We start from the raw sequence: 8,290 nt of genomic DNA on the forward strand, positions 1-8,290 counted from the left end.
AGGCAGATCGCTCTCGAAAGAGCACGTGGCATGCGCGTTTTTTGATATGGGGGGACTTTTTGGGTAATCGGTTCGTTACTGTGCTCGAGATTATCCGCGAAAACCAGAGAAACGGAATGATCAGTAGAGTACTGCGTTGCGGATTATTTACAATCTGCTTCCACTTCTTGTACCTTAGCCTTATCAAACACGAGATGGGAGGAATCATTTTGAAAGCGTTGACAGAAGTAGCGGAGAATCATCACCATCCTAACGACGCCCAAACGGAAGGGGTTAGGAGCAAGATTTTAAAAGAAGTAAAAAGGGACTATTGGTTATATCTCATGCTGCTGCCGGGCGTAATTTATTTTCTGATTTTCCGGTATCTTCCGATGTGGGGGCTGGTGATTGCGTTTCAGAACTATATGCCGTTCCTTGGAATCTCCAAAAGCGAGTGGGTAGGCTTCGCTCATTTTCACGCTTTGTTCAGTAGCCCAGATTTCTGGATGCTGCTGCGAAATACCGCGATCCTGGCGGCGTATAACATTTTTCTATTTTTTCCATTGCCTATTATTATCGCGCTAATGCTCAATGAAGTCAGGCATGAAGTGTACAAGAAGTTTGTCGTCTTGCTGGTTTACGTTCCGCATTTTCTGTCGTGGGTTATCGTTGTTAGCTTCTTCTATTTTTTCTTTACGATCGAGAACGGTATTGTGAATGAGATCTTGCAGTCGCTCGGATTCCAGAAAGTACATTTTCTGGACAGCACTCGCTGGTTTAGACCGATGGTCACCCTGGAAGTCATATGGAAAGAGACGGGATGGGGAACGATTATTTTCATGGCGGCGCTGTCTGGCGTCAATCCTCAGCTTTATGAGGCAGCGCGAATGGATGGGGCGAACCGTTGGCGGCAGCTTTATCACATTACGCTGCCTTCAATACGAAGCACCATCGTCATCCTGCTGATTCTAAGGCTGGGGTCGTTTCTCGATACCGGCTTCGAACAAATTTATCTGATGCTTAATACGCTTAACCGAGAAGTCGGGGAGGTGTTCGACACCTATGTGTACACGGTGGGGATCTTAGGCGGCCAATTTGGCTTCAGTGCGGCAGTTGGCATGTTCAAGTCAGTGATCGGACTTGTTTTGGTTTTGCTCACAAACCGATTGGCTAAGAAGTTCGGGGAAGAAGGCATTTACTAAGCTTACAGGAAAGGAGGCGTGGGCATAGATATGTACAGATCATGGGGCAGTAAGCTGTTCGATAGCGTTAATTATTTTCTTTTATTTCTGATGGCCGTGATTACTGTCGTTCCGTTTCTTCTCAACGTGACCGGCTCGTTCGCAGCTCCCAAGGAAGCTCTCCAGAAAAGTTTTGTGATCATCCCGGAGACGTTTTCACTTGCCGCTTACCGGTACATTTTCAGCACGAATACGATTCCGCACTCATTATGGGTCACGATTTTCATCACGATTGCGGGAACGGCCATTAACATTGTGCTTACCGCCTTGATGGCGTTTCCTTTGGCCAATAAACGGCTGCGGATACGCAAGCCGGTCATGCTGATGGTCATTTTCTCCATGCTATTCAGTGGAGGTATGATTCCGACCTATTTGGTCGTGAAAAATCTAGGATTGCTCGACACTTACGGGGCACTGCTGCTTCCCGGGGCCATTAGCGCCTTTTATCTGATCATATTGAAAAACTTTTTCGCTCAGCTGCCGGATGAACTGGAGGATTCGGCCCGAATCGATGGTGCTAGTGATCCGCAGATCTTGTTCATGATCGTGATTCCGCTGTCGATGCCGGCGATTGCGACATTAACGCTGTTTTATGCAGTCGGGCATTGGAATCAATTTCTAAACGCTCTTCTCTATATTAATGATGCAAGCAAGTTTCCGATCCAGGTATGGCTGCGTCAAATTGTCCTTTTGTCACAAACCGGCATAGGTGATTCCGCAAACAACTTCGAGGGGGTGATTCCGCCGGGGAAAACGATCCAAATGGGCGTTACAGTCGTATCTACAGTTCCCATCCTGCTTGTATATCCTTTCTTGCAACGTCATTTTGCGAAAGGCGTGCTGCTCGGGTCCGTAAAAGAGTAGGAAAGACGGCTCGGGAGTGGAAAACCATTTCAATACAAATATGGAGGTTATGCTTTATGAGTAATGGGTTTAAGAGAATAGCACCTGCGGTGTCGATGCTGCTTATCGCGGCATTGACCGGATGTTCCGGAAGTAACAGCAATCCATCCGCGGTCGGTACGGATTCAACAGCGCCATTTCGAATCAAAATGATGAGCCAATTTGAAACGGCAGAGCCCCCGACAGCGGACAACCCCATTGTGAAATATATCGAACAGCAGACGAATACGAAGCTCGATATCACATGGGTGCTGAACTCCAATTATACGGATAAATTGAATGTATCAATGGCATCCGGAGACCTGCCGCAGGCGATGCTTGTTGTGAATCCGCAGGATACGGTCATCGTAAGCGCTGCACAGAGCGGGTTCTTCTGGGATGTCGAGCCCTATTTGAAGGACTATCCGAACCTAAGCAAACTAGATAAAGATACACTGAACAATACCCGAATCAACGGAAAAATATATGGTCTTTATCGGGGCCGTTACCCGGAAAGGATCGTCATGTATTACCGGAAAGATTGGCTGGATAAAGCAGGGGTTAAAGAGCTGCCCAAAACCGTGGATGATTATTATAATTTGCTAAAAGCATTTACGTTGAATGACCCGGATGGAAACGGGAAGAAGGACACTTGGGGTATCACCGAAAATAAAGATTTGGGCACCTATACGTTTCCGCTCCTATTCGGCGCGCCGTATGGATGGGGGTATATCAATAACCAGATGGTTCCCGATTTCATGACCAAAGAATATGTGGACTATTTGAAATTCATGAAAAAGCTATACAACGAGAAGATCCTCAACCAGGACTTTGCAACAGTGCCGGGCGCCAAAGTATCGGAGGATTGGATCAACGGGAAAATAGGCATCCGAGGAAACATCGTCGAAGCTTACCGAGGCGAAACGTTCGTCGGCTTAGGCAAGACATTGCCGGGCGCAGACGTTCACTTCATCCCGGCGCTCGTCTCGACGACCGGCCAGAAGCGGGTTGCCAAGGGCAGTGGGTTCCTGGGCATGTATATGTTTCCGAAGTCGAGCGTCAAGACGGAAGTGGATTTGAGGAAGATTTTGAGCTTCTTTGACAAGATGGCCGACGACAAGTTGGTGAAAACGGTCCTGCTCGGCATTGATGGTGTTCATTACAAGGATGAGAACGGCGTACAGAAGATTTTGGACGACACCAAATACAACAAGGAAGTCGTGCCGATCCAACACCTCGCCATGCGTTCGGTCCTGATCAATAACGGAACGCCGCTTGCGAAAGAGGCGACGGATGCGCTTGCGGAAATTAAGCAGTACGGCGTTGCGGACGCATCGTACGGACTCATCCTAAGCGATGATAGTAAGAAAAAGCTGTCGACGAATAAGAAAATCATTGACGACGCGAAAATCAAGTTCATCATGGGCGTCATTGACGAAGCAGGCTGGGGTAAAGAGCTTGAGAAATGGAAGCAGGCGGGCGGCGCCGACGTTATCAAGGAATATACCGAGCTGTACAACAAATACAAGAAATAACAGACTTGGAGCGTGAATTCAGGTATGAATTATCGAGAGCTTGTGTCTCGCGGAGATTTACACTACGAACACACCGTCAAAAGAAACGAAGGCGGTCTGCCAATCGGAAACGGAAAAATGGGAAGCCTTCTTTGGACATCTCCGTCTGCTGTGAAATTACAGGTGAATCGCGTCGATGTGTTTGCCAATGACCGCTCGACGAACAGCTTCAATCAAAGGCATCTGGATTACGGTTACGCTTGCGGTTTCGTCGACATCGATTTTGTGGATTATGGGGAAGACGTGTTTCAGGACAGAACGGTTCGCCAGCATTTAAGTTTATACGATGCGACGGCCTCCATCCACGGTAACGGAGTTGCTCTAGAAGCGATTGCTTATGACCACAGCGATGTGTATGCCTTTAAGGTCGAGGATGGAAGGAAAAGCCCGCAAGGCATCAACATCAAGTTGAAGATGCTCCGGCCTGCGGAAGTCGCGACGAAGAGTCATACGGCGGTTTCTAAACTCATCATGCACAAAGACGTGATGATCTTGAAGCAGGAATTCAGAGAGGGCAGCTATTACTGCTCCTCGGCGGTCGCGGTCGGAATCTCTGACCGCGAAGGGATCATCCGGATGAACGATGAACTTGGCGGAAGGGCGCCGGTCACCGATTTTAGAGAGAGCAAAGTACTCGGGCAGCCGAATGAGACGGAAATGCGCTTATGCATTAAACCAGGTATGGGTAGATTCGAAGTCTACATAGCAAGCAGCGCTACCTTTGATGAAACCGTGGACGTCTCAGTGTTGGCAATAAATCAATTAGAAGCAGCAAGAAAAGCTGGCTATGAGCGCTTGTTGAAGGAGCATAAGCTTTGGTGGAACCAGTTTTGGCAAATATCATTCATTCGCTTGAACAGCGATGACGGCAGCGCCGAGTTGGTGGAGAAGCATTACACGTACTATGTGTATTTGATGGCGTCTAATTCCCGAGGCGGCAAATATGCTCCCAACTTCGGCGGCATGTTATTAAGCCCACGCGGGGACTATAGACATTGGGGAGCTATGCAATGGTGGAGCAACCTGAGATTATATTACAATGCGGTTCTGGCAACAGGTCACTATGAGTTGATGCAGCCCTATTTCGACATGTATTCGGGCATGTACGATTCATGTGCCAAAGCGGCGGAGCAGCAGTGGGGCAGCAAGGGGATCTATATTCCCGAAACTGTATGGTTTAACGGTTTGGATGAGATGCCTGAAGATATTGCCTCCGAGATGAGAGAGCTTTACTTGCTTCATAAGCCTTGGGAGGAACGCTCCGAAAAATTCAAGCAATACGCACATAAAAAGCATCCGCATGAGAGCCGTTGGAACTGGAAGGGACACGAATCATGGGTAGACGGGGATCTGGTCTATTCCGATAAGGGCTGGGGCCCTTTCGGATCCACGACCCATATGTTTTGGAACATAGCGGGCATCGCCTATCATTATTGGAATTATTATGAATTCACCAAAGACAGGGCATGGTTGGAGGAACGGGCATATCCGATGATCAAAGGGGCAGCGGAATTCCTGCGCAATTATCCGCACTTGCGAAAGGAGGATGATGGCAAATACCATATGCACAATACGATTAGCGGTGAGAAGTACATCGGGGGCAAAGATACGATTCAAGTGATGTCTTCGCTTCACGGGATCATGCCTGTGCTGCTGAAAGCGGCCCATATACTGGGTGTGGATAAAGACATGTGGCCGGTGTGGGATGAGTTTTATCGCAACCTGGCTCCGCTCCCGCGAAGCGATCATCCGGAGGCTGTCTTTAGAACAAAAGAAGATGAGGAGCCTGTTTGGGTTGGTGCGATCGGGCGGGTGCTTGACGATCGGAGGGAGATCGCTAACGATCCGATGCGGGATTTTATTCTCTGTTCCTTAGAGACTGCGAGCGAAAATCCGGATTGGTTCCAAACAGGCAAATCCACCCTTGCCTTTCAAACGAATATGCTGGGAGGTGACTGGAGCAAGGCTGTGTCCGAAATGTCGTCTGTTGCCGTTATGCTAGCTGGTATGGGAGTGGCTGAGGGCTTTAAACAAGCTGTAGTGGCGCAGCTAGAATGTGTGAATGCCGATCGTGAATATTGCTACTATGCAGATACGGGGAAAATCAAATATTACGACAATCGGCTGACGGTACGGGAAGGCGTCAACGCCATCAGCGCACAGAGGATCGGAAATGTGGCGTACGCCTTACAGATTGCACTCTGTCAAAGTGGGCCCGGCAGTCCCGGTAAAGAGCCGGTCATTAAAGTGTTCCCCACAGTCCCTGATGGGTGGGATGTGGAATTCTCGCTTTGGAGTCACGGAGGTTTTAAAGTTACGTCTGAGATCCGAAAAGGTGTTATCGTTTCGTTAAGCATTGAATCCACGCTCGGCGGTATTTGCAGAATGCGCAACCCTTGGGGGGAACGGCAAGTGTCCGTAGTGCAGGGAGGCCGTGAAGTTAAGCGTTTGAGCGGTTCATTGTTTGAGTTTGCGACCGGTGCAGGCGAGTCGTTCGTCTTTGCCATCACAGAGTGAGAATTTATCGAGAATCCTAAAAGATCGAATCATATTTCATAAGGAGTGGTTTCAAATGAAAACTTATCGATTACAGCAGCTCGCCGATGTTATGGAAGGACATATTTTGAAAGACATCATGCCGGGGGATTACATTTCTTACGGTGGACTTGCCTTCGAGAAGCCAGGAGCACGCGCTCATACGAACGACGGGCCGGGCGGGATCGACTATCATGTGCATGAAGATTGTGAAGCTTTCCTGATCATGCAGGGCAAGGGCGAGGTTGAAATCAAAGAACAAGCAGGTTCAATTATGCATCCCGTTAAGACGGGAGATGTCGTCATTATTGAGCCAGGAGAAGATCATCATCTCATTTCAAGCGTGGAAGATCCTATCGTCGTCGTCTGGTTTCATGCAGGGCCGTCACGAAACAAAAATCAATTTTAATAAAGATAAGTGAGGATGAGTAGCATGAAGGCAGTTCTAGTTGGTTTAGGAAACTTCGGTTTAGGGTGGTACAAGAGATTAAGACGTCATCCGGGTGTGCAGACGGTATGTGTTGTTGAAGCAAACGTTCAACTGCGGGAAACAATTGATTCGGAAACACCGTTTTATTTGACTTTGGAAGAAGCGATTATCAGCGAATGCCCCGATTTCGTCATTAATGTTACGCCTCCTCATATTCACACTACGATTAACGAGATCGCATTCTCGCATGGCCTGCCGGTGCTCTGCGAGAAGCCGATTTCGAACGATATTACGGATGCTCAATATATTGTCAATCAAGCTGAACTGAAAAATATTCCGTTCATGATTTCCGAGAATTACCGTTTCTTCGCTCCGGTGCTCAAGGCGAAGGAGCTTTTAGACAGAGGGGTCATCGGACATTTGTCATCGGTACACATTGAATTCGACCGTTATCATGTCGTACCCGTTCCTTATTTCGGTCGGCTGGCAAACGGACTGCTGGAAGATGTTACAATTCATCATTTCGATATGATCCGTTATTTTACCGGTCAGGAAGCCGTGAAAGTGTTTGCCATGAATAGCAACCCACCTGGTAGCTGGACGGATACGACGACGATCCACCTTAGCGCTTGGATGGAGCTTGACGGCGGGACGGTCGTAGATTATCACGGTAACATGATGGCCAAGGGAAAACTAACCGAATGGTACGGCGATTGGCGTTTCGAAGGTGCGGAAGGCGCGATTGCGATAACAAGCAACCGAGTGCAGCTTATGAAAGAAGGAAAAGCCGATGAAGTGTACACCTTTGACGGGGTAGGTAACGTGCTGTCCATCGATGAATTTCTTGCCGCTTTGAAGGAAAAGCGGGAGCCAAGACCTAGCGGAAGAGAGTATTTGAAATCGCAAAGCTTGGTGCATGCTGCAGCCGTATCTTCGAGAACGGGCAAAATGCTTTCCGTGGAAGCAGCACTGAGAGAGGTGTTCCTATTGCAGCACGAAAGTTGAGCGCCGATGGAATATCCGAAGAGGAGAAAAAATTGTTGGTAACGGAGATCAGAAGAAAGCTATACAAAACAGTCAATGAAACGGATACACCCCGTCCTTAAACTAACGAGGAACGATAGTTGAGAATACCACAACAGGCTACCGCTGACTTAATATCGGTAGCCTATTCCGTACGGGTAGATTAGTTTAACAAGTAATGGGGCTATTGCTATACCAAAGGAAAAATATAGGTAAGTATCGAATAAGTTAGTGAACAGTAAGTGTTGGGAAGTAGAAAGGGGCTGTTACATTGAAATAATGAAATGGATAGCAGCCTTATTAGTAATTGGAGTTCTCATCACGCCCTTCTTTTACGTACAAGCAAACAAGATAATTTATGCGAACAAAGTGACTAACTACCTTTTGAATGAACAACATTATAAGAAGAATGAAATTAAATCGGTTAAAGGAATCTGGGGGATTAAATTACCGTCATTTTACACGGTTGTTGTATTTGAAAATGAACCGTACGTTGAGTACATATATTTTGCCCATAATAATGTAATGCAGTTTAGCCATAGCGTTACAGAAGAAGGTAAACAATTAGGAATTACTGACTCAGATCTTAAAAATCTTGCCGCAAGGTAAGCAATATTCGTTGATCC

7 protein-coding genes are annotated in these 8,290 nt (G+C 47.5%); all 7 read left to right on the forward strand.

The features are described from left to right. Positions 1-323: 323 nt before the first annotated feature. The 7 genes from BC351_RS34670 (at position 324) to BC351_RS34700 (ending at position 8,273) form a co-directional block, all read left to right on the forward strand. Complete coding sequence (locus BC351_RS34670) at positions 324-1,181, forward strand: ABC transporter permease (protein ID WP_425270959.1); 858 nt, start codon at positions 324-326, stop codon at positions 1,179-1,181. Between the two features lie 30 nt (positions 1,182-1,211). After that, positions 1,212-2,084: a carbohydrate ABC transporter permease gene (locus tag BC351_RS34675; protein WP_079419699.1), complete on the forward strand. Its 873-nt coding sequence runs from the start codon at positions 1,212-1,214 to the stop codon at positions 2,082-2,084. 56 nt (positions 2,085-2,140) lie between these two features. Next, the gene (locus BC351_RS34680) at positions 2,141-3,637 is read left to right on the forward strand and encodes an extracellular solute-binding protein (protein WP_079419701.1); all 1,497 of its coding nucleotides are present in this window, start codon (positions 2,141-2,143) and stop codon (positions 3,635-3,637) included. Positions 3,638-3,661: 24 nt separating this feature from the next. Further along, positions 3,662-6,193 carry a glycosyl hydrolase family 95 catalytic domain-containing protein gene (locus BC351_RS34685; RefSeq protein WP_079419703.1) on the forward strand — a complete coding sequence of 844 codons (2,532 nt, stop codon included), beginning with the start codon at positions 3,662-3,664 and terminating at the stop codon, positions 6,191-6,193. A gap of 55 nt (positions 6,194-6,248) precedes the next feature. Further along, a complete protein-coding gene (locus BC351_RS34690; protein WP_079419705.1) occupies positions 6,249-6,620 on the forward strand; it encodes a cupin domain-containing protein in 372 nt (123 codons plus the stop codon). A 24-nt stretch (positions 6,621-6,644) separates the two neighbouring features. Next, a complete protein-coding gene (locus tag BC351_RS34695; RefSeq protein WP_158082337.1) occupies positions 6,645-7,646 on the forward strand; it encodes a Gfo/Idh/MocA family protein in 1,002 nt (333 codons plus the stop codon). Positions 7,647-7,943: 297 nt separating this feature from the next. Continuing rightward, entirely contained in the window at positions 7,944-8,273 is a 330-nt protein-coding gene (locus BC351_RS34700; RefSeq protein WP_079409177.1) for a DUF3139 domain-containing protein, read from the forward strand. The last annotated feature ends 17 nt before the right edge of the window (positions 8,274-8,290 follow it).

It is taken from the genome of Paenibacillus ferrarius, assembly GCF_002027705.1.
Classification (GTDB): Bacteria; Bacillota; Bacilli; order Paenibacillales; family NBRC-103111; genus Paenibacillus_E; species Paenibacillus_E ferrarius.